Here is a 25,576-nt window from a genome sequence, read left to right as displayed (position 1 = left end):
TCAAGTGTAACGCATTACACATCACAATCACAACGGCCGATCAAGCCGTGGGTTAGAGGATGTCGGAAATGGTGATGACCGCTGCACGGCCGAAGGTCGCCGAAGCCGGCGCGCAGGACCCCAAGAGCACGCCGAGCGAGGCGTGGATTGCCCGGCTTCAGGCCCGCTTCCCCACCGAACGCACGGTCGACGAGGCGCTGACCCGCAAACTGCGCAACCGCGCCGATCCACCCTACCGCCCGAGCACGCTTGCCGAAGTGGCCGGGCAACTGCGCGCGTTCTTCGCCGTCCATGCCCCCGGAGCCGAAGTGCACGCCGTGGCTCCGCTCGGCGGCGGCGCATCGAAGGAGCAGTACCGCTTTACCCTGCACGAACAGGGCAGCGCCCCGACGGATTACGTGCTGCGGCGCGAACCGCCCGAATCGGTGGTGGAAACCCACCGGCTGCGCGAGTTCGAAGTAATGAACGCGGTGCGCGGGACGATCCCGGTGCCTCCTGCCCGTTGGGTGGACGCTGATGGCGCATGGTTCGGTCGCCCTTCGCTGATCAACGGCTTCGTTTCGGGGGTGACCAAGCCCGCCGGGTCGGAAGGCAACGTCTCCGGGCTGGGCACGGGGTTCTCGCCGGAATGGCAGGCGCGGCTGGCCCCGCAGTTCGTCGATATGCTCGCCGCGATCCACCGCTTCGACTGGCGCGACGCCGCGCTCGATGCCTTCGATGTGCCGCCCGAAGGTTCGGCCGAGGGGGTGCTGCGCACGATCAACTGGTGGGACCGGGTGTGGGAGGAAGATTCGATCGAGGCGATCCCGATCATCCGCTTCGCCGCGCAGTGGCTGCGCGCCAACGCGCCAACGATCGAGCGGGTGACGCTGGTCCACCACGATTTCCGCCCCGGCAACTTCCTGTTCGAGCCGGACAGCGGCACGATAACGGCCGTGCTCGACTGGGAGCTGGCGCATCTGGGCGACTACCATGAGGATCTCGCCTGGTCACTGCAGGAAGGGTACGGCTATACCGACGCACAAGGCCGGTTCATGGTATGCGGCCTGATCGAGCGCGAGGCGTTCTTTCGCCGCTACGAGCAGGCTTCGGGTTTCCCGGTCGATCGCGCGCGGATCGATTACTACATGATCATGAACACCTGGAAGTCCGCGATCATCGTCCTTGCGACCGGCATCCGCTGCGCCGCCGGCGGCAAGAGCCATCAGGACATCCTGCTCTCCTGGCTCGCCGGGTTCGGCCACGTGTGCCTCCACAACCTTGCCCGGCTGCTGCGGGAGACGCTCCATGGCACCTGATACCCGCCTGCGCCTTGCCGCGATCCGCAAGGCGCTCGAAGACATCATCGTCCCGCTGATCCCGGCCGAGGCTTCTTTCGCGCAGGAACAGCTCGGCCTGATCCTGCGCTCGATCGGCATTGTGCGCGACCAGATCCCGCACGAGGAAGCGTTCCTGATCCACGACGCCCACGCCTTCGCCACGCTCGGCCATGCGCTGGGGCAGCACGCCAGGCCGCAGGACACCTGCGCCGCACCCTTGCGCGAGGCGATCGCCCGCGTCGAGGCGATCTGCCCGGCCCAGGCCCTGCGGCGCAGCGAACTGGAGCAGGCGGTCGGCGCGATGCGCGCGTGCATCGAGCAGGCGGTGGAGGAAATCGGTGCGGATGCCGCCAGGCTTTCCGCTATCGCGCCGCTGATCCTCACCCATACCGAAACCCAGACGCTTCTGGAACGGCGCTGGGTGGTTGGCACCGGTTTCGATCCCGCACCCGAAGCGCTGCCCGCGCTGGACGGCATTCTTTACCCCGCAAGCACGGAAATCACTGCATGAAAGTCCATATCGTCCACGCCCACAGCGAAGGCGATTCCTTCGTCAACGCCATGAAGACCGTGATCGCCGACCAGTTCGCGGCCGACGGCCATGAAGTCAGCCTGTCCGATCTTTACGCCAAGGGCTTCAACCCGGTCGCCTCGCCGGCGGATTTCGGCGATCGCCGCGACCCGGGCCGGCTGGTCTATACTCTCGAACAGCGCCACAATTACCAGGGCGGCACGCTGGCAGCCGATATAGTCGCCGAACTGGAACCGGTGCTCGCTGCCGACATGCTGGTGTTCACCTTCCCGATCTACTGGTTCGGCGCGCCGGCGATCCTCAAGGGGTGGTTCGACCGGGTGCTGCTGTCAGGCGTCTGCTATGGCGGCAAGCGGGTGTATGGTCAGGGCGGCCTTGCCGGCAAGCGCAGCTTCGCGGCGATGAGCCTGGGCGGACGGCACGACATGTTCGGCGAGCGCGGCCTCCATGGCGAACTGGTGCAGGGCATGATGCGCCACCTGTTCCAGGGCACGCTGGGATATGTCGGCACCACGGTGCTCGATCCTTTTATCGGCTTCAACGTCCCCTATATCAGCCTTGAAGCGCGTACCGCGCTGCTGGAAGAACTGCGCCGGACCGTCGCCGATATCGACCGCCGCCCGGTGCTGCCCGTGCCCGACCTCAACCGGTTCGACGATCGCTTCGCCCCCCTCCCGGAGAACGCCGCATGACCGCGCGGACACTGACGCTCGACATCGCCGACGGCATCGCCGCGATCACGCTGGCCCGCCCGGAGCTGGGCAACCCGATCGACGGCGAATTCTCCCGCGATCTCTACGATCTGGCCAATGCGCTGGCCGGGCGCGACGATGTCCGCGCGATCCTGCTGCGCGCCGATGGCCCGGCCTTCAGCTATGGCGGCGACATTTCCACCTTTGCGCCGCAGATCGATGAACTGCCGGCGATCATGCGCCGCTGGACGGGCGATTTTCACACCGGCCTGATCCGCCTGCAGCGGCTCGACGCGCCGATCGTGGCACAAGTCCAGGGCGTGTGTGCGGGCGGCGGCGTGGCCATCGCGGCGGGCGCGGATTTCGTGATCGGCACGCCCGGCACGCGGTTCGTTTATGCCTACACCGGTATCGGCCTCGCCTGTGACGGTGGGGCATCGCTTGCCTGCACGCGGCGGATGGGCTTTGCCCGGGCTACCCGGTTCATGCTGCTCAACCAGACGCTCACCGGCGCACAGGCGCTGGAGGCGGGGCTGATGGACGAGATGCTCGAACCCGAAGCGCTCGCCCCGCGCGCGCAGGCCCTCGCCCGCCAGCTTGCCGATGGCCCGACCGTGGCGTTGGGTGAAGTGCGCCGGCTGCTGCGCCAGGCCACCCATGCGGCCATGGAAGCGCAACTGGAAGCCGAGGCGCAAGCCATGGTCAAGGCCGCCACCACCGATGACGCCCGCGAGGGTGTCCTGGCCTTTGCCGAAAAGCGCAAACCCCGCTTCCGCGGCCGCTGAACCTTCGAAGGACACCCAGTGCAGACGATCTCCCCATCCCCTTCCGCCACCTCGCGCCCCGATCACGAGGCGATCGAGCCACGCCTGCTCGAACTGCTGCTCGACAAGCAGGAACGGCGTAAACAAGGCCCTTACGTCCCGCGCAGCGCCCCTGAGATCGAGGCCGGGCTGGCCGAACTGTTCCGCCAGCGCGGGCTGAACCTGCGTGCCACCGGCGTGCGCCGGCTGGGCGGCGGCGCGTCGAAAGAACAGTTCGTGTTCGACGTCGAAGGCGACCGGCCGGACGAATTCGCCCGCTGCGTGCTGCGCATGGACCCGCGCGAGGGGATCATCGAGACCTGCCGCCGGCGCGAGGGTCAGGTCCTGCGGGCCATGGCCGGGCGGGCCCCGGTACCGCCGGTGCTGTGCGTCGATGATGGTGCCGCGATGGGTCAGCCGCTGATGATTACCGGTTTCGTCGGCGGCGTCACCAAGCCGTCAGACGGTGCTTCGGGTCCGTCCGGCCTTGGCGCGACCATGGGCGACCGGGTGTCCGAAGCGCTGACCCCGCAGTTTATCGATTGCCTGATCGAAACCCACGCCACCGATCTGGCGACCGCCGCGCTCGAAGATTTCGCCATGCCCCGCCCCGGCACGACCGACGCCGCGCTATGGCAGGTCAATTACTGGACCAAGGTGCGCGAACTCGAAGAGATCGATTCGCTGCCGCTGCTGACGCTGGCCGAGACCTGGCTGTACGATCACCTGCCGGTCTGCGCCGACCCCATCCTGCTCCACGGTGACTGGCGACTGGGCAATTTCCTGTTCGACGAGAGCACCCTGCGGATCACCGCGATGCTCGACTGGGAACTGACCCATATCGGCGATTTCCACGAGGACCTGGCCTATAGCCTCGAACCGCTGTTCGGATCGGTCCAGCCTGATGGCGAACTGATGATCGGATCGATGTTCCCGGTCAGCCGCCTGTTCGACACCTATCAGGCCAAGACCGGCCGACGCATCGATCCCGCCACGCTCAAATGGTATCAGGTCATGACCAGCTACAAGCTGATCACCATGAACCACACCTCGTCGATCATCGCCGCGCGCGACGGCACCAATCACCAGAGCGCGCTGCTCGGCTTCCTCGCCTCGGTGACGGCGGGGATGAGCGATACCCTGTGCAACCTGCTTGAAGGAGAAATCGGATGACGCCAGATCCCGCCATCCGGCTGCAAAGCGTGATCCACACGCTGGAGCGCGTCATCATCCCGGCGGTCGATACCGGCAACCTCCTGGCGGTGGAGCAGTGCGGGGTCACGGTGGCGCAATTGCGCATGCTGTTGGAGCACCTGCCGCTGCTGACCGCCTACCATGGTGCCTGCGTCGCCGATCTGGTCGCGACCGCGCAGGACCTGCCCGAAGCGGACGGCGGCCCGCAGACCCTCGCCGCCGCCGCGCGGCTTGGACAGGTGCTGACCGATCGCGCCGCCACCGATGACGATCGCCTGTTCTACCACCGCGTCGGCAAGGCACTGGAAGACCTGCTGCGCGCCGTCGCCGGGGATGGCGCACCGGGCTATCGCCGCGCGATAGACCGCGCCGTCCTCACCTTCTCGCGCCGCCAGTCGCTGCGCTCGCGCAGTTGGTTCGTGGCGGCAGGCTTCGACCCCAAACCGGCCGAACTGCCGCCGGTTACCGAGCTGATTTGAGGGGCGCGCCGGCAGCGAGTGCAGCCAGCCTCGCAGCCATGACCGGCCAGGAATAAGTGCGCGACGCATAGTCCGCCATTGCCACCCGCGCCGCTTCATCGACGGCCAGGGTTTCGATGGCGGCGATGCAGGCCTGCGCCGATGCATCGGGGCGGGCAAGGTCGATCGCGGCACCGGCGAGCCATTTGCCGGCGGCCGGGTCCGCAAGCTGGGCCGGCGCACCGCAGACCACCGGCAGGCCGCAGGCCATCGCCTCCTGGATCACCAGCGGGTACCCTTCGCCGACGCTGGGCAACAGCAGCACATCAGCACCGCGATAGAGCGCCGCCAGCGCCTGCGGGCTTTGCGGGCCAAGGTCGGTCACGTTGGCCAGTCCCCAGTCCGCAGGCCGCAGGGGGCCTGATCCGGCCAGCACGAACTGCCAGTCCGGCCGTGCCTGCGCGCAGGCCCGCAGCACCGCCAGGCCCTTCTTGGCGACGTAGCGGCCCGCGAAAAGCACCCGCTTCGCGCCGGACGGGCCGGGCTGGGCCACCGGTCCGGCGGCGTTGAAAATCGCATGGTCCACGCCATTGAAGGCAAGATGAGCGCTGCGGCGGGGCGGGCTGCCCAGCAGCGCCTGCCGCACCGTGTCGGAAATGAACACCACTTCGTCCGCCGCCGCCAGCATCGGCCGCGTCACCATCAGATTGGCCAGCGCCATCACCCCGCGCATCAGACGCGAGGCGAACGGGATCGCGGCGATGTGCTGGACCAGCACCACCCGCTTGCCCCGCCGCCGCGCCATGACCAGCGCCGCGATGGAGGTGACGTAGAGAGCGTCGTGGACGATCACCGCATCGGCATCGTCGATCGCCCGCGCCAGATCGCGCAGGGCGCGCGGGCCCGGCAGCGGCATCGGCAGCCCGGTCAGCCGTTCCAGCGGATCACGGCATGCAAGCGGGACCGTGGCGATATCTGCAGGCACAGCATCGGCGCTGCTGGCTGCCCAGACCGCCTTGTGCCCCTGCCCTGAGAACGCCCGGCACAAGTGCGCCGCCACGCGCTCGATGCCGCCGCCGTGGCTTTCGTAGAAATGGCTGACGGTCAGGAGGCGCACGAAGCCGCCCACCAAGACCCGAGGCCGGGCGGGCGGGCCGCGACGCCCGAGTTCACACCCGGTCCCTTGTTTCTATGACAGAATGCTGGAGCGCGAGTGTGCGCAGCGCCGCCGCCGCGTCGATCGGCGCAGCCGCGCCCGCCTCTCCCCTCGCTGCACGGGCGAAACGATCGAACACTTCGTCGTTACCATAGCGCAGGCGACCGGTGAGATGGGGGATGCCGCTGGCGATATGCTGCCACCAGTGCTGCGCCGTGGCGGAAAGGCTGGTGCGGATCACGTCCGCCGTCCCGTGCGCGCCGTCATTGCGCAGGCGCAGGTAGATGTCGCGGAACACATCGACCACGCCGACGCCGTGTTCGCCGTGGACCATCAGGTACCATTCGGAGAGGCTCGATTCGAAGTTGCACGACAGCGTGATCGGGATATCGGTGCCCTGCGCGGCAAACCACGCATCGACCTGATCGGGCGTGTTCAGGCCCTTGCGGCTCTCGCGGCTGACCGCCTTGACCAGACCGAGCGGGCCGACCACGCTGGCGAGCAGATAAAGCAGATGCGGGCTTTCATCATAGAATAGCCCCAGCGGCAGATCCTCGTACCACGTCGGCAGCCGCCGACCGGGATTGCCGACCTGCACCGCGCGGATCGATCGCAGTGCGCCGATCCGGCCGGATGCCAGATCGGCATGCAGGCGCTTCATCGAGCGGGCGAACTGGAAATTGTGGACCACCGCAAGCGTGCGCTGCGCGGCTGCGGCAGCGTGGACCATCGCCTCGCCTTCGACGGGCGACATCGCGAAGGGCTTTTCGGTAATGACGTGCAGGCCGCGCGCCAGCGCCTCGCAGACGAGGTCGTGGTGGGCCATCGGCGCGGTGGCGACCGAGATCGCATCGACCTCATCCATCCACGGCACATCGGCCAGCCGCGAGGCGGTGGCGGATCGCACCCCTTTGTAACGCGCCGCGACCTCGGCCGCGCGGCCTTCGCGCCGGTCGATCACGCCGACGAGGCGGAAGCGGTCTGATGCAAAGAGGCTGGGCAGGTGGCGCGCCTGCCCCACCCAGCCCAGGCCGACTACGGCAATCCGCAGCGGCTCAGCCATGGGCCGCGGCCCCTGCGGCAAGCGTAGCGTTGCGGCGCGAGGTCGCCAGCGCCCACGAACTGGTAGCGTAATTCCAGAAAAACAGCACCACAGCGCCGATCGGCGCGGCGAGCGTCATTGGCAATGCCAGCACATCGCGCAGCAACCACAGGACCGCCAGCGACACCGGATAATTGGTTACCAGCGCGGCACCATAACGGCAAAAGCTGGCCCAGCGCATCGTCTCGCGGAAGGTGAACCGGCTTTGCAGGACATAGCCCGCCGGGGTCAGCACCACCGCGCTGCCGACAAGGCACAGGGCATAGTGGAAGCCAAGATGATCCAGCCCGATCATGATCGCGTTATGGAGCACAAAGCAGGCAACCGCCACGGCAGTGTATCGCGGTGACCGGCGCAAGTGCGCGACGAGGCCGCGCACCCTACCGGACGATGCCGTTTGCACCGGTGCCGCGACGAACCGCGCATCGTGGCCACCGATGATCGCCAGCAGGAAGCCGCCCATCAGCGTCTGCACACCCAGCGCGCCGGTGGCGGCGGCGAGGGTCAGCGGGAGCACTGACGGCAATGCCGCGAAACCGCCGACAGACCAGCGCAGCGCAATCGCGCCCAGCCCCAGTGCGGCGATGCCGATCAGCCCGAGCCCGGCCAGCAGCGCATTTTCCAGCACCATCACATGCGCCCAGCGGGCAAGGCCCGGACGCAGCGGCCGGTACCCTTCGCGCACGCCGTAGAGGTGCGTCGCCAGCGCCATGACGGCGCAAAAATGCCCGCTGGTCAGCAGGAAACCGGCGAGGATCGTCCAGCCGGTGCCGATGTGCTGAGGGCCCGAAAGCAGCCCGGTCTGGTGCAGGCCGGCCATCGCGAAGATCACGCAGGCCAGCAGCATCGCTGCCAGCGCCGGAACCCCGAACAGCCAGGTCGGGCTCAGCATCAGCAGATAGCGCAAGTGCCGCCAGCCGTCGCGCCACGGACGCAAGTGCGGCGGGCGATCGCGCAGGTCGGGGGAAAGCGTGGCCGGCACTTCATCGATCCGCAGCCGCGACAGGGCCGCCTTGATCACCATCTCGCTGGCGAATTCCATGCCTTCGCCTTCCAGCCGCAGCCGGTCATAGGCGTCGCGGCGGATGGCGCGCAGGCCGCAGTGGGCATCGCCGATGCCCGAACGGAAAAACAGGTTTAGGATGCCGGTCAGCACCGGATTGCCGATATAGCGGTTCTTCCACGGCATCGCGCCGCGCGCGATCCCGCCCTGGAAGCGCGACCCCATGCACAAATCCGCGCCGTCGATCAGCCGGCCGATCATGGCGACGCAATCGGTGAAATCGTAGCTGCCGTCGGCATCGCCCATGACCAGGAAGCGCCCGAAGGCGGCATCGAATCCGCCGATCAGCGCTGCGCCATAGCCACGCCGCGCCACCGGCACGACCCGTGCGCCCAGCGCCGTCGCGATATCCTGCGAGCCGTCGGTCGAGCCGTTGTCAGCGATCACGATCTCGCCGGCGAGGCCATAGCGGGCGGCGATCAGGTCCAGCGCGGTCTGCGCGTTAGCGATGCAGTGGCGCAGCGAAACCGCTTCGTTCAGGCACGGCATGACGATCGACACCGCCAGTTCCCGGCTGTCCGCCTCCGCGCCGAACGATTGCACCACGCTCATGAATACGAAACCCCCGGAATGTCCCCGAGCAGATGTTAACCAAAAGGGTAAATTTTTCGTTATCCCTCAGGCGCTGAGCGGCAGCGCACTCTCGGGCCCGCGTGCGCGCTTGGCCTGGTAGAGGCGGTCGTCGGCCTCGCGCAGCAGGTCGTCGAGGGTGCGTTCCATACCCTGGCTGACCACCGTGCCGATGCTGGTACTGATGGCGATCACCGCGTCGGCGATCACGAACGGCTTCTCGATCGTGGCGCTGATGCGGCGGGCAAGCAGTTCCGCTTCGGAGGCGTGGCCGAGGCCGAACTGGATGACGACGAATTCATCGCCGCCCATCCGCGCCACCAGATCGCCGTGGCGCACCGCGCCGCGCAGCCGCTCTGCCACAGCCTGGAGCACCTGATCGCCGACCGGGTGGCCGAAGCGATCGTTGACCGGCTTGAACCCGTCCAGATCGAGGTAATGCACCGCGATCAGGCCATGGCGCGAGACCAGCCGCGCGTTCTCGGTGAAGTATTCGTTGAGCGCGAGGCGGTTCGGCAGCGTCGTCAAAACGTCGCGCCGAGCCAGCGAGATCGAAGCGAGGCGCTGGCCGGTGGCGGCGGTATCGAATGCGCAGCGCACCAGGACGCTGCGCATTCCGGCGACGAGAAACGCCAGAGTAATCCCTGCCAGCCCGACGTAGGCCGCATCCGCGCGCAGGATCGCCGCCGCCATGGCCGGGGCTACGGCCAGCGCCATGCTCGGCAGGGCGATACGCGGGCGCAGGCCGCAACCGGTGGCGACCCCGGCGCAGTAGGCCACCAGCAGGCAGATGGTGACCATGTGGACCTGCGGCAGCGGCGCGCGAAACGCGAACAGGCCGAACAGTCCAAGCATCAGGGCAAACCCGAGGTAGGGCAGCGCGAACGTGCCCTCGATCGTGCGGGCTTCGTCCCGGGTAAGCATGGCGGTCAGCGCCCGCTCCCGCCCGGCGACGGTCACCACGATCCGGGCGGCGCTGGCGACAAGCGCGGCGACCCCGGTCGCCATCAGCGCCGGGCTGGGCGCGGCGCGATAGAACAGCCAGAAATCGAACAGGAACGCCGCCCCCATGACCACGGCGGGCGCGACATTCTGGTAGAGGCTGCGGACCAGCTCCACGTAAACACGGTCAGTCAGGGATTCCTGGGAACCGGTTGCCAAAATGTTTCCTTCTTGCGTGCGCCAGACTTACAATACTGCAATGATTGCCTTGGTCGGGAAAAGTTGAGAAATCGTGACGATGACCGCACACGCTACACAATCGTTTGAATTTTCCGCTTCCACACCGCCGCGCCGCCCGCTCGCAGCCTTGCTTGCCGGGGTGACCATCCTGCTGGCCGGCTGTTCCGGCGGATCGGCGCAAGTCGCGTCAACGCCACCGCCCCCCCCTCCTGCCGCGCAATCGGCCATCGACCTGACCGGATCGCAGACCGACGCGTGGCGCGATGCCCCGCCGGTGCGGGCGGCTCACGCGATGGTGGTGACGAACCAGCATCTGGCGACCGAGATCGGCCTCGACGTGCTGCGCCGGGGCGGCAACGCGGTGGACGCGGCGGTGGCGGTGGGGTTTGCGCTGGCGGTGGTCGATCCGTGTTGCGGCAATATCGGCGGCGGCGGCTTCCTGACCGCGCGGCTGGCGGACGGGCGCACCCTGTTCCTCGATTTCCGCGAACGCGCACCGTTGGCGGCCACCGCGACGATGTTCCAGGATGCGGCCGGCAACGTCATCAAGGGCGCCAGCACCGATAGCTGGAACGCGGTGGCAACCCCGGGGACGGTCATGGGGCTGGCCGAAGCGCTGCAACGCTATGGCACGCTGCCGCTCGCCAAGGTGATGGCCCCGGCAATCCGGCTGGCGCGCGATGGTTTCGTGCTGACCGAAGGCGATGTCGCGATCATGGCGCGCTCGGCGGACAAGTTCGCGCGCACGCCCGGTGCCGCCGCCGCGTTCCTCAAGGGCGGGCGGACTTATGCAGCGGGCGAGCGGCTGGTGCAGGCGGACCTGGCGGCAACGCTGGAAGCCATCGCCAAGGGCGGGCCGGACGCCTTCTACAAGGGCCCCATCGCGCAGGCAGTCGCCGATGCCAGCAAGGCCGGCGGCGGGCTGCTGACCACGCGCGACTTTGCCGAATACACCGTGCGCTGGGACAAGCCGGTGACCTGCGGCTATCGCGGCCTCGGCATCATCGCCCCGCCGCCGCCCAGTTCGGGGGGCACGACGCTGTGCGAGATCCTGCAGGTGATCGAGCCTTATCCGCTGGCGCAGTGGGGCTATGGATCGGCCGATGCCACGCACGTCATGGCCGAGGCCGAACGCTTCGCCTTTGCCGACCGGAACGAGAGCCTGGGCGATCCGGCCTTCGTCAACAACCCGGTCGAGGCGCTGATTTCGCCGGCTCGCGCCGCCGCCATCCGCGCGCGCATCCGCATGGACAAGGCGACGCCATCTTCCGAAGTAAAGGGCGGCGTACCGGCGCAGGAGGGCGATCACACCACCCATTATTCGGTGCTCGACGCATCGGGGAATGCGGTCAGCGTGACCTATACGATCAATTACCTGTTCGGATCGGGGCTGATCGCGGGCAAGACCGGGTTCTTCCTCAACAACGAGATGGATGATTTCACCGCCAAGCCGGGCGTGCCTAACGGGTTCGGGCTGGTGCAGGGCGCGGCCAATGCCATCGCGCCGGGCAAACGACCGCTGAGTTCGATGACCCCGACGATCGTTACCAAGGACGGCAAGGTGTTCATGATCACCGGCAGCCCGGGCGGATCGACGATCATCACCACGGTGCTGCAATCCATCGTCAATGTCGTCGATTTCGGGATGAACATGCAGGCCGCCGTCGATGCGCCGCGCTTCCACCACCAGTGGCTGCCGGATCAGATCGCGTTCCACCACGGCTACCTGACCGATCCGGTCCGCGCGGAACTGGAAGCGCGCGGGCACAAGCTGGTGGAGCAGCCCGGCTGGGGCGCGGACGAGGCGATCCTGGTCGATCCGGCGACGGGCACGATCGAAGGCGCGAACGACGTCCGCCGCCCCGCCGGCCTTGCGGCGGGATATTGATACCAAGGTTACTGTATCGACAGCGCATCTCCCCGCCCCGGCGAGGCGGGGCCGGGGGAGCGATGCCGTCAGGCAGCGCGTCGATGCCACGGGTCGTATACCCCCCTCCCAACCTCCCCCCTGAAGGGTGGAGGAGTAAATAGCGCGATCAAACGCCGTCCCGCCCTACCCCGCCGCCAGCATCTGCAGCGAGGCGGAATAGTAATCGTCGGCCAGTTGCGCGGGTGCCTGCGTGCCGAGCAGCCGGGCGACGATCGCCGCGCCGCCGCTGGACAGCGGATAGGGCGCTTCTTCGGCGGTCACCACGTCGATCCACGCCGGGATCGGCTTGCCGGCAGCCAGCCGCGCCCGCCAGAACGCCCCGATCGGGGCAGCCAGCGCGGCGCGGTTCGCCATGGCGGCATAAAGCGCCACGCGCAGCGCATCGAAGCCGAAGCGCGGCGGCCGGTCGCGCGCCGGGGCCACGGCATCGCGCGCCGTCAGGTCCACCCAATCGGTCGGCAGGTGATCGGGGCCGAAGCGCGACAGGCGAATCAGCGCTGCGCCGTCGGCGATCACCGGACCCCAGACCGCCTTGCCGTCATCTTCCAGGAACTGGTCCAGCGCCGGCCAGACATAGTACGAGGGGTTGAGCGTGAGCGCCTGCGGGCTATCGAACCCGACGAGGCCCGGGATCAGCGCCGCGCGGCCATACCGCTGCGCCACGCAGTGCCCGCGCACCGCGGCCCGGATAGCCTGCCCGCGCGCGGCATAGCGCGAATCGCCCCAGCGGCGCGCCGCCAGCCCCAGCGCCCAGGCGATCAGGATATCGCCATCCGTCGCATTGTTGGGATCGGACACCGGATTGGCTGACGCGGGATCGTAGCGCCAGGAATGGAGCGCCATGTCGCTGCGGCCCAGCGTGCGCTCGGTCCAGCCGGCCATGAGGTCGAAAGCCTCCCGATCCCCGGCGTTGGCCGCCAGCACCATGGCATAGCCCTGCCCTTCGCTGTGGCTGATGCCGTGATTGCCGGTATCGACGATCCGCCCTTCGGGCAGCAGGAAGCGCTGGCGATAGAACGGCCACCAGCCGCCGGTGGGTGCCACCGCCTTGCCCTGCGAGCCCGCGTTGCAGGCGGCGGTCAGCGCGAACATCAGGCCGATGGTGAAACTGCGCCGGTCAACGGCCATGGCGCAGCTCGAGACATTCCCCTTGCCATTGCCCCGTCGTCACCAGCGCCGGCCCGCTCCCCAGCGTCCGGAACCAGGCATCCCACGCCCCTTCGAGCAGCGCCGAGAGCGCCGCGCGCCAGTGCGGCCCGTCGCAACCCGGCACGCCGATGGGCGGCTGGTTGTGGCGCACGATGATCGCATGGTCGCCCGCCTCGATATCGACCTCGCCCCAGCCGAGCGCCTGCCAGAAGGCGTTGGCGCGGGCGCACAGCCCGGCGACGTCGCTCACCCCGTCGAGCGGTTCGAGCGCCGCCAGCCGCCGGCCGATCGCGAGGTAGAACCCGCGGGCCTGCGCGGCCGGCAGTGCCTCACCGACTTCGCTGGCGGTCAGGCCGGTCAGCAGGCAGAGGCCCGGGATGAAATCCTGCCGGGCCGCGCCATGGCCGGCGCGGCCGGCGGTCTGGAAAGCCTGCATTTTCACTGGCCGGTACTCCCGAAGCTCTGGCGGACGCCGATCATGCTGCGCAACTCGTCATAGGACCCGAAGGTGTTGTAGCTGATATCGCCGCCGACCTGCGTGTTCGGGGCGATGCGGTAGTAGGCCGACGCCTGAGCGTTGAGCGCGAAGCCGGTCTTGCTCAGACTATCGTAGCGCGAGCGGACATCCTCGTTCTCGGCCTTGAGCGCGTCAAGCTCGCCCTGCAGCGCCGGATCGGTGGGATAGAGCGGCGAGGAATCCTCGCTGTAGCTCTGGAAGCCCGGCGTCAGCGAGGCGCGCACGGTCAGCTTGTCGGTGTCGAGCGCATAGTTGATCGGGAAGCCGACGCTGAGGAACGACTGCGGGCTGAAATAGCCGCCGTTGCCCCAGGTGAAGGTGTTCTGGCTGTTATCGTACTTCTGGTAATTGACGTTGAGCCCGACGCTGAGCGACGAATGCGCCGTGCGGTGCGCGCGCATGTAGCCGCCGACGTTGATCTCGAAACCATCGTTGTTCGCCACGTTGGTGCCGCGATAGCGATAATAGCGGCCTTCACCGTAAACGCCGTTGCCGTCGCGATCGTAGGACAGCCCGACGCCGCCGCCGGTGCGCATGACCTGGCCCCAGCGCTCGCCGGTGACGGGATCGAGCGTGCCGGCGTAGGACAGTACGCTGTCGGTCACCGGCTTCCTCTCGACGAACGCCTTGCCCTCTACGCCGCCGCCGAACTTGGGGGTGACCGCAGCGCGGAAGGTGAGCTTGGTCTTGCCCATGCCGATCGGGGTCGTGCCGGCTTCGGCCTGGACCAGATCGCCGGCATAGCCGGCCGAAAGCGCCACGCCCGAAGCGTTCTGGCTGTCCACTTGAGCCAGGCATGCGGCAGGATCGCTTTCTGCATCGCACTTGCGGGCATCGGTCTTGGCAACGATCGCGCGCGCTTCGGGCGAGGCGTTGGTGCCGAAACGGGCGCGGGCGGAATCTGAAGGGGTGCCGGCATCGATCATGACGGCCTCGCCGCCGACATAGATGCGCCCGCCCAGGAAGCCGGTGGAGAACTTGGCCGAGCCTTTGATCTCGTCAAGCTGGCTGAGGCCGGTTTCGCCGGAGCGCTGGCGGTACGAGGTATCGACATCGACGCGCGGGGCACTGTCGCGCGAAAGCTGGGTGATCTCGCCCTGCAGTTCCGCCAGCACCGGATCGGCGGGATAAGCGCCGGCACCGGCCGGTACGTCCTGGCCGGGATAAGCGGCCGCCGGAGCGGGATAGCCGCCGGGGGCGGCGGGATAGCCCGGCTGACCGAAAGGCGATGCCGCCGGAGCCGGATAGGCCTGCGCCGAATAGCCCTGTGCCGGATAAGCTGCCGGCTGATAGCCCGGTGCCGCCGCATAGCCGCCATCGGCGGGCGCAGTGTAGCCGTTGGGTGCGTAGGGGGCAGGTGCATAGCCGGTAGGGGCATAGCCGCCCGCCGCCGGGACGTACTGGATGCGGGTGCCGCCGCCAAGCTGGAACGGGTTCACCGCCGCCGGCTGCGCAGGTGCGGCCATGTTGCGGAAGGGATTGCCCGAACCGGCCGGGTCCATCGCCGCGAACGGGTTGCCGCCAGTCAGCGCGCCGCTGCCGGCACCGCCCGCATACAGCGCGCGCGCCTGCTTGAACAGGCGCAGCGCCGCGCCTTCATCGCCGCGCGCCTGCTCCAGCCGGGCCATGCGCATGAAGGCATCGTAATCGGTCGGGAAGGCGCGCAGGGCCTGCTGCTGGGCCTGTTGCGACAGGCCCTTGTCCCCGGCCGACTGCGCCGCTTCGGCAAGGCCGAGCAGTGCATCGCGGTTGCCGGGTTCGCGCGCCAGGAACAGTTGCCAGGTCTGCGCCGCGCGGCCGGGCATGCGCCCCGCCTGATAGAGCCGGGCCAGCGCCGCCAGCACTTCGGTATTGTCCGGCGCGGAGGTCCAGGCCCCTTGCAGCATGTCGAAAGCATCGGCGAAGCGCCCGGCAGAACGGGCGCGTTCAGCCTGGCCAACGGTCAGCTTTGCGGCCATTCCGGCATAGATGCGCTGGCCGTCGGGCGTATTGCCCGCCAGTTGCCCGGCCTGCGCCAGCGCGGCGCGGGCCATGTCGTCCCTGCCGGCGCGGGCCAGCACATCGACCAGCCCGGCGTAATCGTCCACCGTCGTCAGCCCCTGATCCATCGCCGATTGCGCCAGCGAGGCGGCACCCATGGCATCGCCCAGCGACAGCATCGCATCGGCCACCGCCACCTTCTTGGCAGCAGGCATGCTCGGCATCGCACCGATCTGGCGCAAGGTCGCCAGCGCCTGCAACTGGCCGCCGCCCTGCCCGCTGGCCTTGGCGCGGGCGATGGCACCATCCACCTTCACCCCAAGCGCCAGCGTGCGCATCGGCTGGGTCCGCTGGGCTTCGGGGATCATCGCCAGCAGCCGGTCGGCTTCGGTGCTGCGGCCCAGATCGTTGGCGATCAGCGCCGCCGCGTATAGGCCATCGGCATCGCCCAGTTGTTCAAGCGAGCGCAGCAGCGATTCGGCTTCGGGCATCCGCCCGCGCTTGATCATGAAGCGGGCAAATTCATAGCGGATCCACGGATCGGTCTGATCGATCACCAGGCCGTTCTGGAATTCGCGCGTCGCCCCCATATCGTCGCCGGCAGCGGCGGCGGCCAGCGCCCGGCTGCGCACGGCGCGCAGTTGCAGGCGCTTTTCATCCTGCTTGCCGCCCTGGCTGGCCTGCCGGTACAGCTCGGCGGCATCGGCAAAGCGGTTCTGCTTTTCATAGACTTGTGCCAGCAGTTCCAGCGCCGGGGCGGGCTGATCGAAGCCCGAGCGGACCAGTGCCTCGGCCTCGACCTGGGCATCGCCGATCCGGCCCTGCTGCAACAGGCGGCGAGCGTCTTCCACCCCCGCGTAGAACCGCGCCGAAGCGAGCGCCGATGCCCACTGCTGGGCCTTGCCCAGTCGCGATGCCTGTTCCAGCAGGTTCGCCGCTTCGGCAAAGCGGGTTTGCCGCAGGCGCACCAGCCCAAGCCCGCCGAGCGCTTCGGGGTCGGAGCGATTGGCGGCCAGCGCGCGTTCGAACTGGGTCGAGGCGGCGGCGAGATTATCGGTCTGCAGGGCGTCATAGCCGGCAACGCGCGCCTGCCCGGCGCGGACGGCAGCGGTTGGCGCATACGCGGCGGCGGGCCGCGACGCAGGAGCAGCGGCCTTGGCGGGCGGTGCCGCAGCGGGCCGGGCGGCAACCGGCGCGGCAGGCTTGGGCGCAGGGGCGGCAGGCTTGGCGGGCGCGGCCAGCGCGACGGACGGATCGAGCGCACGGGCCCGGCGCAGCGCCTGCTGGGCCAGATCCTCACGCCCCTTGGCGCGCCAGTACTGCGCCTGCTTGATGAGCGCGGCGACGGCGGGCGATTCCGCGTGGCTCGGGGCCGGAGCGGCAAAGGTCCCGGTCAGCACCGCCGCGAGCGCGGCCGACCACAAGAGCGGCCGACACCGCGCCACAGCGCGCACACGGCGGGATACAGGCGTCTGGAGGCAGCGCATGATCACTTGTCCTTGTCACCGGCGCGACGGCCGGCATTGGCGAGGCGGCGCGCGGCCTGCCCACGGAAGTAGAGGTAGGCGGGCCCGGCGAGGATCGCGGCGAGCGCCAGCGTGAACAGCCCCATCATCAGCGGACGGCCGCTGAACCAGTAGGCCATCTTCATCCAGATCGGCAGCGAGCCGGTCCAGTAGGTCTTGCCCAGCGCAAAGCTTGCCATCCCGTCGCCCGAGACGACCGACAGGTCGCCCTGCACGGCGGCGTTGATCTTGGGATCGTTGAGCCCGTCGATCATCGCCGGAAGGTCGTCGCGGTTGTCCGCCAGCAGCGCCACCACGGTGCGATCAGAGGCGAACGGCGACTTGAAGCTGACGATCCCGGAAAAGCCGCGCGCGGCATAGACCAGCGGTTCGGCGGCTTCGCTGCCCTTCTGCGCCGGCCGGGTATCGAACAGCGCCCACAGGTTCTGGATCGGCGAGGTTTCGTTCACCCGCAGCCGGCCGTTTTCGTAATGGACGGGCGCATCATCGAACAGCGCGCCCAGCCCGGCCAGGTCGGTCTTGCCGATCACCAGCACGTCCTGCGACGCCAGTTGTTCAGGCACGATATCCGAGGTGACGGTGACCCCGGTGGCGGGAACGCCTGTGGAATCGCCGAACCGCCCCATCACCGCCAGGAACGCCTCTACCGAAGAGGCCACCGGCGAACGCGCCATGACCACGGTGGTGTCGGCCAGATCGGGCTGCGCCGTGAACGGAAAGCCGGCACCGGCGAAAGTCGCCAGATCGGGCATCAGGATGCCGTGATAGGCGCTGGTCAGATCGATTGTGCTGTCCGGCAGGATCGAGACGCGCACGTTGTCCGGCAGGGTGCCGGTGCACTTCTTCTTGTCGGCCAGGACCAGGTTGTAATCCATCGCCAACTGGTTCTGACCGAACAGCGCATAGCGCGGCAGAACCACGCTGGCGCTGGAATCGTGGCTGCGGGCGTTATCGCCACCGAACAGACCACCGAACAGCCCGCTCCACCAGTCCGAGCCGAGCGGCAGGGTCTTGAGGTATTGGCCGTTGATCGAGACATCGAGGCGGCTGGCGCGCTTGTCGAGCCACTGGGCGACCGGATAGCGATAATCGACGTTGAGCTTACCGCCCTGGCGCGGCCAGAAGAACAGGTCGGGCGCGGCGCGGAAGCGGGCGGTCAGCGGGCCCGGAGGGATGCCCATGCCCTGCAGTTCGTAGGCCTGCATGATCTCGCCCAGCTTGACCGGGCGGTCGGTGGAAATCCAGCGCGGGGCCGAATAGCGCCCCCAGGCGGGGATGCGCACGCCATCGAAGCTCATCCGCTGGCCGCCGAACACACCGCGACCGAGCGCGACCGAGGCGGCGGCGAGGCGCAGGTCCTCGTCGTTGCTGCCCATCAGCACCAGCAGGGTGCCGTCGGGATCGTTGGGGTTGCGCACCACGGCCGCTTCCGCGCCGCGTGCCGGCACCACCGACAGCCCGGCGATCGACTGGCCCGCCTTGAGGAAGACGATGCCGTTGCCCTTGGCCGGAAGCGAGCCGTACATGGCCTTGAACGCATAGCCGCGATAGCTGGCGAGCGAGCCGAGCCACGAGGCGGTGCTGGCCGCCGCCTCCAGTTCGCCGGCATGGGGCTGGCCGGCAAAGATGAAAGGCATCTTCAGCGGCAGGTTCTCGCCCTTGTCGAAGAACGGCATCGGCAGGCGCGCCAGATCGGGGGCGAGCGAGGCCGAAGTATAGCTGAGGTCAAGCCAGGAGCCGACGTTGCTGACGGTGGCCCACAGCGAGGAATGGAACGGGTCCTCGCAATCGCGGGCATAGTGGCCGATCAGGCGCAGGTTGATCTGGTTGTCGCCGGGCAGGAACAGCGCCGGGTTGACCGGCAGCGTGAAGGTCTGGCCATCGGCATTGAAGCGGGTCAGCGGCAGCGTCTTCACCACTTCGCCGTTGAGGATGACGACGAGCTGGCTGAGATCATCGAGCATCGCCGGTGACCATGCCGCCTTCAGCGTCAGCATCGCCGAGCCGACGACTTCGTCCTGCCGCATGCCGAACGGGATGCCGATTTCACCGCGCGTCCCTTCCAGCCGGATCGGCCGGGTGACACGCAGGTCCTTGAGCGAGAGCCGCTGCGTCATGCCGGCGGCCGGCGCAGGCGCGGCCGGGGTGGCGGGCGCTGACGGCAAGGCCGGGGCGGCGCGGGCCGGCTGCGGGGCCAGCGCGAAAGTGCTGGCACCCAGCCCCAGTGCGGCGGCGATGCCGGCGGCTTTGGCCAGCGGGTGGCCTTCGGCTGCGGCCTGCCTGGCGCGCTTGGCGGCGACTTGCGCCTGTGCTGCCCGCATCTGGCGACGTTCCCTGAAATTGAGGCCGAGCATGCGACGCAAGGTCAGCATATCGACGAAGATGATCTCGGACAGCGAGCGCAGGCCGCTCACGTCATCGGTTTTGTCCTCGGGCTGCCAGGCATCGGCACGGCCCATCACCGCGCGCACCAGATGGCGCGCGGCCAGCATGTCCAGTTCCTCGAAGCGAACATAGGCGTTGGTTCCGGCGACACGCACGGTCTCGACGGGGATGGACAGCGTCTCGTCGCCCATCGCCATCGTCAGGTGCGTCAGCACGCGATCCTTGACCGGCAGCTTTTCGGGCAGAGAAATGGCGGCACCACCCATCGAGATATCGATGGTCCGCGCCGGCACCACGTGGCCCGAGGCGAGATAGGCGGTGACCGGCAGCTTTGCCTCCACCCGGATGTCCTGCCGCTCCTGCTTGGTTTCGCGCGCAACGGAAACGGCGGCGATCAGGATGAACAGGCTGAACGTGGCCCAGGCGGTGTTCAGCGCCAGCGTATCGAGCTGGATATTGAACATGTAAGGGAATGCCAGCAGCTTGACGAAGCCGAGCACGATCGCGGAAAACAGCACGCCGATGCACACGATGTGCGGCTTGACGATGCCCCAGTCGAAGAACGTGCGGTCCAGCAGTTCGCCCTTGTCGGTCACGTTGAACTTGCCCTTGCGCGGCTGGAACCAGGTCATCACCGTCGGCTTGACGAGGTGGAAGGCCAGGATCGTCTCGTAGACCTCGCCCCAGAACGGCCGGCGGTCGGCCCCCTGGGTGCGCTCGTTCGCCGCCGAAGAGCAGAACAGGTGCGGCGCGGCATAGGCGAAGATCAGCGAAGCCGAGGCCTGGATGATGTTCTGGCCGAAGATCAGGTAAGCGAGCGGGCTGGTCAGGAACACGATGCGCGGCAGCGGATACTGGAAGTGCAGCATCGCGTTCAGGTAACAGAGCCGCTGCTGCCAGGTCAGGCCGGGGCCGAACAGCGGGCAATCGATCCGCAGGATCTGCGTCATCCCGCGCGCCCAGCGGATGCGCTGGCCGACGTGGAGCACCAGTCGCTCGGTCGCCAGGCCTGCGGACAGGCGGGCCGAGATATAGGCGGTGTTCCAGCCGGTGCGCTGCAGCTTCAATGCGGTATGCGCGTCCTCGGTCACGGTTTCACCCGCGAAGCCGTTGGTTTCCATCAGCGCTTCGCGGCGGATGATAGCGCACGAACCGCAGAAGAAGGTGGCGTTCCACAGGTCGTTGCCGCCCTGCACCGCACCATAGAACAGATCGCCCTCGCCCGGCATCTCGCCCAGCGCCTCGCCCAGGTTGCGCTGGACCGGATCGGGCGAATACATGTGGTGCGGCGTCTGCAGCAGCGCGAGGCGCGGGTCCTTCTGGAACCAGCCGACAGTGAGCTGGAGAAAGGCGCGGGTCGGCACGTGGTCGCAGTCGAAGATGGCGATCAGATCGCCGTCGGTCTTGGTCATCGCCGCGTTGAGATTGCCCGCCTTGGCGTGCAGGTTGTTATCGCGGGTGATGTAGCCGCAGCCGGCTTCCTTGGCGAAAGCGCGGAATTCGGGGCGGCGGCCATCGTCGAGGATGAATATCTTGAAGCGATCGACCGGATAATCGACGTCCATCGCCGCGAACACCGTGTTGCGCACGATTTCGAGGCTTTCGTTGTACGTCGGGATATAGATATCGACCGTGGGCCAGGTTTCCGGATCGCCTTCCGGTTCGATCACCGGGCGGTTGAGCGGCCAAGAGGTCTGCAGGAAGCCCAGCAGCAGGATCACCCAGGCATAAAGCTCGGCCAGATAGAGGCCGGTGCCGAACAGGAATTCGGGCAGGCTGCCGAACGCCAGCGTCTGGGTGGTGCGCCAGACGATATAGCGGGTCGATACGATGACCGACAGCAGGCCGAGCGCAAGCGCGCCCTTGCGGCCTTTCCAGCGCTTGAGCACCAGCGTCCCGGCGATCACCACGCCGGCGAAGAACCATTGTTCGCTCGCGTCCAGCGGCACGCCGATGACCATCGCCGCAATCAGCGCGATGGGCAGCACCGCCAGATAGCGCAGCGCCCGCGCCGGGGTCAGGCCCTGAAGACGGGCGCGGATCGCGTTGCCGCTCACGCAATCCAGCTCCGGCCGGGGACGATCTGCTCGGCCAGCGTCGGCCGCTCCAGCATCGGGGCCACCGCCCGCGCCAGCGCCGCCACATCGGCCAGTGCCGCACTCGCCGGGGCATAGCGCGAAAGGTACTGCAGCGATGCCAGCGCCTCGGGCACGGCTTCGTCGCGACGGACCCGGCCGACCAGCCGCGCGCCCAGCAGTTCGCGCAGGAACGCGGCGGTGTGGCGGGTGAGCTTGCGGGTTTCGTCCAGCATGTTGATGGCAACGACCGAGTGGTCGGACCAGCAGCCGCGTTCGATATCGAGATAATCGGGCAGCAACGAGAGGCTTTCGGGCGCGGCAGGCAACGTGCAGACATGGGCACGCGCCAGCGGCAGAAGCGCGCGGGCGAGGCCGAGATCGCCGGCCGCGACATCGAGCACCAGCACCCGGTCGCCGTTGTCGAGGAAGCCGAGATCACGCAGGGTCGCGGCAAAATCGGGATCGGCGGGCGCGCGCGGATCGTTGCGCAGGCTGATGCCCGAAGCCACCACCGCGCGATCGGCACCGGCGTTGAAGCCCGGCAGCCGGGTCGAGGGCGGCAGGCCGAAATGCAGCGGCAGGCTGTCCATCGCCGCCGTGCTCAGCAGCGTGACGTCCGCCCCATGTTCGACCAGCGCCAGCGCGAGGTGCGCGGCAACGAAAGTGTTGCCGGTCCCGCCCTTGGAGCTGTGGCACAACAGCAGAGCCATCAGAGTTCTCCCTTGCGCTGCAGTTCGGACAACTGGCGCAACAGCATACGGACGTCCTGTGGCGGCAATTCGTGCGGCGTCGGCTCCGGCTCGGCAGCGCGGGCGGCAGAGCCGCTGCCGGCTCCGCCGTCGCCTTCATAGCGGCTGAACAGCGCGGCAAACGGCTGGTGCGCGGGCTCGCGCCCCGGTGCCCCGGCGCTGGCGGCAACGGCACCCGCAACGATGCCGTGGCCGGGCTCTGCGCCCTCCTCCAGTTGCGCCAGGCGCGTATCGCGCAGCAGGGCTTCGAACAGGGGCCAAAGCTCCAGTTCGCTGAACCGATCTGCAAATTCGCGGTACGTGAAATCGCTTTTGCCCAGCCGGTCGAGCAGGGCCTTGGCGTCAACGCGCATAAATCACCTCCGTAATTCCCCGTAGGAATTGCAGGAAATGGTTAACGCGGAGTTGAAAACGCTTGCAGGCTGCGGTGAAGCGATCCGACAGCGGCCGGTATCCGCCGTCCCGGACCCGCCGTCTCCGGGGCAATACCGCTAACCTTTCGCCCACCATGCCGCAGGTCCCGCATTCTCCCGTATACCGCGCGTCCGGAACCGGAAACCTGTGTCCGCTATTGGCGAACAAGCTTAGTTAAAATGTTGAGGCTGACGGGCAATGACTGCACAGGACCGAGCCACCGATCCGGCAACCGGCATCCCCGCTTCCCCGTTCGAGCGCCGCGAACAGCGCGAGCACGTTGAGATGCTTGCCAAATTTCGGCGCGATCTGGCGACGTCCACGGTCATGCTGAAGGACCTGACCCGGTTCGGCGCGCGGATCGAAGGGATCGGCCAGCTTGAAACCGACGAAGCGGTGAGCCTCTACCTGCCCGGCTGCCGGCCCTCGATGGCTTTCGTGGCCTGGGCCAACGATCATTGCGCCGGGCTGGAATTCGCCGAGCCGCTGACATCGTCACTGTTTGCCGAGCTGGTCGCCAAGTACGGCCTGGGCCGGGCCTGAACTGTAGAAAACCGCACGGAAAAAATCGCGCTGGCGCATTCCCAAATCGCGCGGCAGCCACCAGATAACGGGAATGACAGAACCAAAAGATACCAGAACCGTCAGTTCCCGCCGATTCTACCGCGCCGAACAGGAAGCCGGCTTCGCCGATTCGCAATCCGGCACCCTGCAGACCCGCAACCCGGCCTACCGCCTCGCCTTCCTCGATACCGATTTCCTGCTGCGCGACGAGCTGCGCCCGGTGCGTTTCCAGCTTGAGCTGCTCAAGCCCGAGATGCTGCTGGAAGAAGCCAACATCGGCTCGACCCTCGTCATGTACGGATCGGCCCGCATCCCCGCGCCCGAAGATTGCGAGGCGCTGCTGGCGCAAGCCACCACCAACGAACAGCGCGCCGTGGCGGAGCGGCTGGTCGCCAAGACCAAATATTACGAAGCCGCCCGCTCCCTCGCTCACCGCGCCAGCACCTGCGCGGTAGTGGAAAGGGGCATGCGCCAGTTCGTCGTCTGTTCGGGCGGCGGGCCGGCGATCATGGAGGCGGCCAATCGCGGCGCGGCCGAAGCCGGAGCGGAATCGCTGGGCCTCAACATCGTGCTGCCGCACGAACAGGCCCCTAACCCGTATGTGACGCCGCGCCTCTCGTTCCAGTTCCACTATTTCGCGCTGCGCAAGCTGCACTTCCTGCTGCGCGCCCGCGCGGTAGCGGTGTTCCCCGGCGGCTACGGCACACTCGACGAATTTCTCGAACTGCTGACGCTGGTGCAAACCGGCAAGATGAAGCCGATCCCGATCCTGCTCTATGGGCGCGAATTTTGGGAAAAGATCATCAACTTCGAAGCGCTGGCCGATGAAGGAGTGATCAACCGCGAGGACTTGAACCTGTTCCACTGGTGCGAGACGGCAGAAGACGGCTGGCACAAGATCGTGGAATTCTACGACCTCGACTGCGGGTGAATGCGCGCCAGCCCTCTGCTCCTGCTTCCACTCATTCTCGTCATCCCCGCGAAGGCGGGACCCGGCTGATGCCCTCGCAACAGGCACGGTCAGAAGATAGGTTCCCGCGTTCGCGGGAATGACGAAGAGGTCGGGGGCGAGCGTCGCGCGCGAAACATTCGCACCGGATTGCCGAAAGAAGGAAGGATGGTTCACGCGGAGGCGCGGAGGCGCGGAGGCGCAGAGGTGTTGTGCCTGCGGCAGCGCCGCATTCCTTTCCTACGGTGCGTTTGTCTCTCCGTCGAAAGAGAAAGAGAGCCTGCGACGCTGCACAACACCTCTGCGCCTTCGCGCCTCCGCGTGAACCCATTTTCTTCTTCTCGGAACACCAGGCTCACGGCTGTGAAAGCCGGTCCGTCCTCAGCAGATCGCGTGATGCCCCATCGGTCCGTGCCCGGCACCGAAGCCGGGGGCGTTGAGCAAGGCCACCCGCACCGCCTGCCGCGCCCGGTCCACCGCGTCAGGAAGGGCGATCCCCGCGCCGAGAAACGTCGCGATCGCGCTCGACAGGGTGCAGCCGGTGCCGTGGGTGTGCCGCGTGACGATGCGCGAGGCGGACCAGGTGACGGGCTCATGCCCCGGCACATGGAGCACGTCCGCCACCGTATCACCCTCCCCGTCGCCACCCTTGGCAAGATAAGCGACGCCGCGCGCCGCCACCGCCGCCTCGCCGCCCAGCGCCGCCAGTTCCGCGACATTGGGCGTGGTCAGCGTGGCGAGCGCCATCAGCCGTTCGAACGCCACTACGGTCGGCGCATCGGCCAGCACCGCGCCGCTGGTGGCGACCATCACCGGATCGAACACCACCGGCACCCCCAGTCCTTCCAGCCGGTCCGCCACGACATGCGCGATGGCGGGCGAGCCGAGCATGCCGATCTTCACCGCATCGACGCCGATGTCCGAAACGCAGGCATCGATCTGCGCCGCCACCATCTCCGCCGACAGCGCCTCGACCGCCGTCACCCCCAGCGAGTTCTGCGCGGTGATGGCGGTGATCGCCGTCATCGCGAAGCCGCCCAGCATCGTGATCGTCTTGATATCGGCCTGGATGCCGGCACCGCCCGAACTGTCGGACCCGGCGATGGAAAGGATGCGCGGAGGCGTGGTCATTTGCGCCTGATGGCAGCAGGCGTGTGAACGGGCAAGCGGCAGACCCCCACCCCACTGCGACTAAGGCCTGCGGCCTAAGTCTCGTTGCCCCTCCCGCGAGCGGGCGGGGATACTCGAGTTGGCCCTCCCGTTC

20 protein-coding genes are annotated in these 25,576 nt (G+C 67.9%); 9 read left to right on the top strand and 11 right to left on the bottom strand.

Annotation, left to right across the window (positions count from 1 at the left end; genetic code table 11):
- The first annotated feature begins 68 nt into the window (after nt 1-68).
- Genes IE122_RS07505 through IE122_RS07480 form a run of 6 tightly spaced genes read left to right on the top strand, consistent with a single transcriptional unit; the run spans nt 69 to nt 5,019 of the window.
- Nucleotides 69-1,298: a phosphotransferase family protein gene (locus tag IE122_RS07505; RefSeq protein ID WP_189620513.1), complete on the top strand. Its 1,230-nt coding sequence runs from the start codon at nt 69-71 to the stop codon at nt 1,296-1,298.
- A complete protein-coding gene (locus IE122_RS07500; protein ID WP_189620512.1) occupies nt 1,288-1,830 on the top strand; it encodes a hypothetical protein in 543 nt (180 codons plus the stop codon). Before IE122_RS07505 ends, IE122_RS07500 begins: the two co-directional genes overlap by 11 nt.
- A complete protein-coding gene (locus tag IE122_RS07495; protein WP_189620510.1) occupies nt 1,827-2,543 on the top strand; it encodes an NAD(P)H-dependent oxidoreductase in 717 nt (238 codons plus the stop codon). The genes IE122_RS07500 and IE122_RS07495 overlap by 4 nt, the downstream gene beginning before the upstream one ends.
- Complete coding sequence (locus tag IE122_RS07490; protein WP_189620508.1) at nt 2,540-3,328, top strand: enoyl-CoA hydratase/isomerase family protein; 789 nt, start codon at nt 2,540-2,542, stop codon at nt 3,326-3,328. Before IE122_RS07495 ends, IE122_RS07490 begins: the two co-directional genes overlap by 4 nt.
- An 18-nt stretch (nt 3,329-3,346) precedes the next feature.
- The gene (locus IE122_RS07485; RefSeq protein WP_189620507.1) at nt 3,347-4,519 is read left to right on the top strand and encodes a phosphotransferase family protein; all 1,173 of its coding nucleotides are present in this window, start codon (nt 3,347-3,349) and stop codon (nt 4,517-4,519) included.
- Nucleotides 4,516-5,019: a hypothetical protein gene (locus tag IE122_RS07480; protein WP_189620506.1), complete on the top strand. Its 504-nt coding sequence runs from the start codon at nt 4,516-4,518 to the stop codon at nt 5,017-5,019. The genes IE122_RS07485 and IE122_RS07480 overlap by 4 nt, the downstream gene beginning before the upstream one ends.
- On the opposite strand, the gene IE122_RS07475 is transcribed toward IE122_RS07480, so the two are convergent.
- From IE122_RS07475 to IE122_RS07460, 4 genes are all read right to left on the bottom strand, one after another.
- Nucleotides 5,003-6,115 carry a glycosyltransferase family 4 protein gene (locus tag IE122_RS07475; protein WP_189620503.1) on the bottom strand — a complete coding sequence of 371 codons (1,113 nt, stop codon included), beginning with the start codon at nt 6,113-6,115 and terminating at the stop codon, nt 5,003-5,005. The genes IE122_RS07480 and IE122_RS07475 overlap by 17 nt on opposite strands.
- A 52-nt stretch (nt 6,116-6,167) precedes the next feature.
- A complete protein-coding gene (locus IE122_RS07470) occupies nt 6,168-7,217 on the bottom strand; it encodes a Gfo/Idh/MocA family protein (protein ID WP_189620501.1) in 1,050 nt (349 codons plus the stop codon).
- Complete coding sequence (locus IE122_RS07465; protein WP_189620498.1) at nt 7,210-8,871, bottom strand: bifunctional glycosyltransferase family 2/GtrA family protein; 1,662 nt, start codon at nt 8,869-8,871, stop codon at nt 7,210-7,212. The genes IE122_RS07470 and IE122_RS07465 overlap by 8 nt, the downstream gene beginning before the upstream one ends.
- Nucleotides 8,872-8,937: 66 nt before the next feature.
- A complete protein-coding gene (locus IE122_RS07460) occupies nt 8,938-10,050 on the bottom strand; it encodes a GGDEF domain-containing protein (protein ID WP_229813875.1) in 1,113 nt (370 codons plus the stop codon).
- A gap of 79 nt (nt 10,051-10,129) precedes the next feature.
- Between IE122_RS07460 and ggt the strand changes: the two genes are divergently transcribed.
- Nucleotides 10,130-11,959: a gamma-glutamyltransferase gene (gene ggt / locus IE122_RS07455; protein WP_189620497.1), complete on the top strand. Its 1,830-nt coding sequence runs from the start codon at nt 10,130-10,132 to the stop codon at nt 11,957-11,959.
- 165 nt (nt 11,960-12,124) lie between these two features.
- Here the strand turns inward: ggt and IE122_RS07450 are convergent, their stop codons facing one another.
- From IE122_RS07450 to IE122_RS07425, 6 genes are read right to left on the bottom strand one after another with little or no spacing between them, the layout of a single operon-like run.
- Nucleotides 12,125-13,129, bottom strand: a complete 1,005-nt coding sequence (locus tag IE122_RS07450; protein WP_189620495.1) for a family 8 glycosyl hydrolase — start codon at nt 13,127-13,129, stop codon at nt 12,125-12,127.
- Nucleotides 13,119-13,586: a cellulose biosynthesis protein BcsD gene (bcsD, locus tag IE122_RS07445; protein WP_189620552.1), complete on the bottom strand. Its 468-nt coding sequence runs from the start codon at nt 13,584-13,586 to the stop codon at nt 13,119-13,121. The genes IE122_RS07450 and bcsD overlap by 11 nt, the downstream gene beginning before the upstream one ends.
- A gap of 2 nt (nt 13,587-13,588) precedes the next feature.
- Nucleotides 13,589-17,134 carry a cellulose biosynthesis protein BcsC gene (locus tag IE122_RS07440; protein ID WP_189620494.1) on the bottom strand — a complete coding sequence of 1,182 codons (3,546 nt, stop codon included), beginning with the start codon at nt 17,132-17,134 and terminating at the stop codon, nt 13,589-13,591.
- A gap of 2 nt (nt 17,135-17,136) precedes the next feature.
- Entirely contained in the window at nt 17,137-21,579 is a 4,443-nt protein-coding gene (bcsA, locus tag IE122_RS07435; protein ID WP_268249011.1) for a UDP-forming cellulose synthase catalytic subunit, read from the bottom strand.
- 32 nt (nt 21,580-21,611) lie between these two features.
- Nucleotides 21,612-22,346 carry a cellulose synthase operon protein YhjQ/BcsQ gene (locus tag IE122_RS07430; protein WP_189620493.1) on the bottom strand — a complete coding sequence of 245 codons (735 nt, stop codon included), beginning with the start codon at nt 22,344-22,346 and terminating at the stop codon, nt 21,612-21,614.
- Complete coding sequence (locus tag IE122_RS07425; RefSeq protein ID WP_189620491.1) at nt 22,346-22,738, bottom strand: hypothetical protein; 393 nt, start codon at nt 22,736-22,738, stop codon at nt 22,346-22,348. Before IE122_RS07425 ends, IE122_RS07430 begins: the two co-directional genes overlap by 1 nt.
- A gap of 259 nt (nt 22,739-22,997) precedes the next feature.
- Between IE122_RS07425 and IE122_RS07420 the strand changes: the two genes are divergently transcribed.
- Together IE122_RS07420 and IE122_RS07415 are read left to right on the top strand one after the other, a co-directional pair.
- A complete protein-coding gene (locus IE122_RS07420; RefSeq protein ID WP_189620490.1) occupies nt 22,998-23,342 on the top strand; it encodes a hypothetical protein in 345 nt (114 codons plus the stop codon).
- Between the two features lie 73 nt (nt 23,343-23,415).
- Entirely contained in the window at nt 23,416-24,294 is an 879-nt protein-coding gene (locus IE122_RS07415; RefSeq protein WP_189620488.1) for an LOG family protein, read from the top strand.
- A gap of 399 nt (nt 24,295-24,693) precedes the next feature.
- Here the strand turns inward: IE122_RS07415 and thiD are convergent, their stop codons facing one another.
- Nucleotides 24,694-25,443, bottom strand: coding sequence for a bifunctional hydroxymethylpyrimidine kinase/phosphomethylpyrimidine kinase (thiD, locus tag IE122_RS07410; protein ID WP_189620486.1), 750 nt, complete (start codon nt 25,441-25,443; stop codon nt 24,694-24,696).
- Between the last annotated feature and the right edge of the window lie 133 nt (nt 25,444-25,576).

The sequence above is a fragment of the Novosphingobium colocasiae genome (genome assembly GCF_014652555.1).
In the GTDB taxonomy this organism is placed as follows: Bacteria; Pseudomonadota; Alphaproteobacteria; order Sphingomonadales; family Sphingomonadaceae; genus Novosphingobium; species Novosphingobium colocasiae.
The sequence above is the reverse complement of the archived record's forward strand: the minus strand, read 5'-3'. Positions and strand labels throughout refer to the sequence as shown.

Bases quoted from the DNA above. Each gene is read 5' to 3' on its own strand.
- IE122_RS07505 (WP_189620513.1), top strand. From the start codon at position 69: ATGGTGATGACCGCTGCACGGCCGAAGGTCGCCGAAGCCGGCGCGCAG.
- IE122_RS07500 (WP_189620512.1), top strand. From the start codon at position 1,288: ATGGCACCTGATACCCGCCTGCGCCTTGCCGCGATCCGCAAGGCGCTC.
- IE122_RS07495 (WP_189620510.1), top strand. From the start codon at position 1,827: ATGAAAGTCCATATCGTCCACGCCCACAGCGAAGGCGATTCCTTCGTC.
- IE122_RS07490 (WP_189620508.1), top strand. From the start codon at position 2,540: ATGACCGCGCGGACACTGACGCTCGACATCGCCGACGGCATCGCCGCG.
- IE122_RS07480 (WP_189620506.1), top strand. From the start codon at position 4,516: ATGACGCCAGATCCCGCCATCCGGCTGCAAAGCGTGATCCACACGCTG.
- IE122_RS07470 (WP_189620501.1), bottom strand. From the start codon at position 7,217: ATGGCTGAGCCGCTGCGGATTGCCGTAGTCGGCCTGGGCTGGGTGGGG.
- IE122_RS07465 (WP_189620498.1), bottom strand. From the start codon at position 8,871: ATGAGCGTGGTGCAATCGTTCGGCGCGGAGGCGGACAGCCGGGAACTG.
- ggt (WP_189620497.1), top strand. From the start codon at position 10,130: ATGACCGCACACGCTACACAATCGTTTGAATTTTCCGCTTCCACACCG.
- IE122_RS07450 (WP_189620495.1), bottom strand. From the start codon at position 13,129: ATGGCCGTTGACCGGCGCAGTTTCACCATCGGCCTGATGTTCGCGCTG.
- bcsD (WP_189620552.1), bottom strand. From the start codon at position 13,586: ATGCAGGCTTTCCAGACCGCCGGCCGCGCCGGCCATGGCGCGGCCCGG.
- IE122_RS07440 (WP_189620494.1), bottom strand. From the start codon at position 17,134: ATGCGCTGCCTCCAGACGCCTGTATCCCGCCGTGTGCGCGCTGTGGCG.
- IE122_RS07430 (WP_189620493.1), bottom strand. From the start codon at position 22,346: ATGGCTCTGCTGTTGTGCCACAGCTCCAAGGGCGGGACCGGCAACACT.
- IE122_RS07425 (WP_189620491.1), bottom strand. From the start codon at position 22,738: ATGCGCGTTGACGCCAAGGCCCTGCTCGACCGGCTGGGCAAAAGCGAT.
- IE122_RS07420 (WP_189620490.1), top strand. From the start codon at position 22,998: ATGACTGCACAGGACCGAGCCACCGATCCGGCAACCGGCATCCCCGCT.
- IE122_RS07415 (WP_189620488.1), top strand. From the start codon at position 23,416: ATGACAGAACCAAAAGATACCAGAACCGTCAGTTCCCGCCGATTCTAC.
- thiD (WP_189620486.1), bottom strand. From the start codon at position 25,443: ATGACCACGCCTCCGCGCATCCTTTCCATCGCCGGGTCCGACAGTTCG.